This window comes from Mycobacterium sp. E787, assembly GCF_001668725.1.
Lineage (GTDB): Bacteria > Actinomycetota > Actinomycetes > Mycobacteriales > Mycobacteriaceae > Mycobacterium.
In genome coordinates this window covers 1-752 of sequence record NZ_LZKL01000036.1, presented here as the reverse complement: position 1 = coordinate 752, position 752 = coordinate 1, and the positions used below count along the sequence as shown (strand labels likewise).

Sequence of the window (752 nt, the reverse complement as noted above, 5' to 3'; positions counted from 1 at the left end):
CTCGGTTCTGGCCGCGACGGCCGCCTTGATCAGCTCCGATTTGTTGGGGAAGTAGTTGTACAGGCTGGCGCTGGTCACCTCCGCGGTCCGGGCGATCTCGCGGATGGTGGCCTTGGAGTAGCCGCGCTGGGCGACACAGCGCATGGTGGCGACGAGGAGCCGGCGGCGGGTCTCCTCGCCGCTGGCGCCGACGGGGCGACCCAGCTGCGCCCGCGTCATGCTGATGTCCTCACTCCTGCGTCCTTTTGACCGGCTCCCTCGAATATAATCGGGCGATCAATTATCCTCCGGCTTCGCCATCCCAGCTCGGCCGCCCAGTCGGCGCCAGCGGCGAGCAGACCCGTGCCCGAATCATCGCCTCGGCGATGCGCTGCGTGGCCGAAGTGGGCCACTCGAAGGCGACGATTCGCGAGATCGCCCGGGCCGCCGACATGACCAGCGGCAGCCTCTATCACTATTTTCCGAACAAGTCGGAGCTGCTCGCGGCGACGGTCGCGGAAATCGACCTGATCGCATCCCGACGGCTACGCGAGGCCGCCGCCCGTCCCGGCGGCGTCGTCGACCGAATCGAAGCGGTGCTCGACGAATCGGGAAAGTTGATGCGCGAGTTCCCGGACCTCGCGGCTTTCGAGTGGGCGATCCGGGCCGAAAGCCTGCTCGAATCCCAAATCGACGGCGGCCGGACACGGAATCCGGGGTCAAAAGCGTTGCGCGACATCATAAATGACATCGTCGAGGACGCCCGGGAGCGC

Annotated in this window: 2 protein-coding genes; one reads left to right on the top strand and one right to left on the bottom strand. The window is 66.8% G+C overall.

Translation table 11 applies throughout. The features are described 5' to 3' along the window. Positions 1 to 219: TetR/AcrR family transcriptional regulator (locus A5705_RS07495; protein WP_156762981.1), on the bottom strand; the 219-nt coding region annotated here is incomplete at its 3' end. A 26-nt stretch (positions 220 to 245) separates the two neighbouring features. Between A5705_RS07495 and A5705_RS07490 the strand changes: the two genes are divergently transcribed. Beyond that, positions 246 to 752: TetR/AcrR family transcriptional regulator (locus tag A5705_RS07490; RefSeq protein WP_369829593.1), on the top strand; the 507-nt coding region annotated here is incomplete at its 3' end.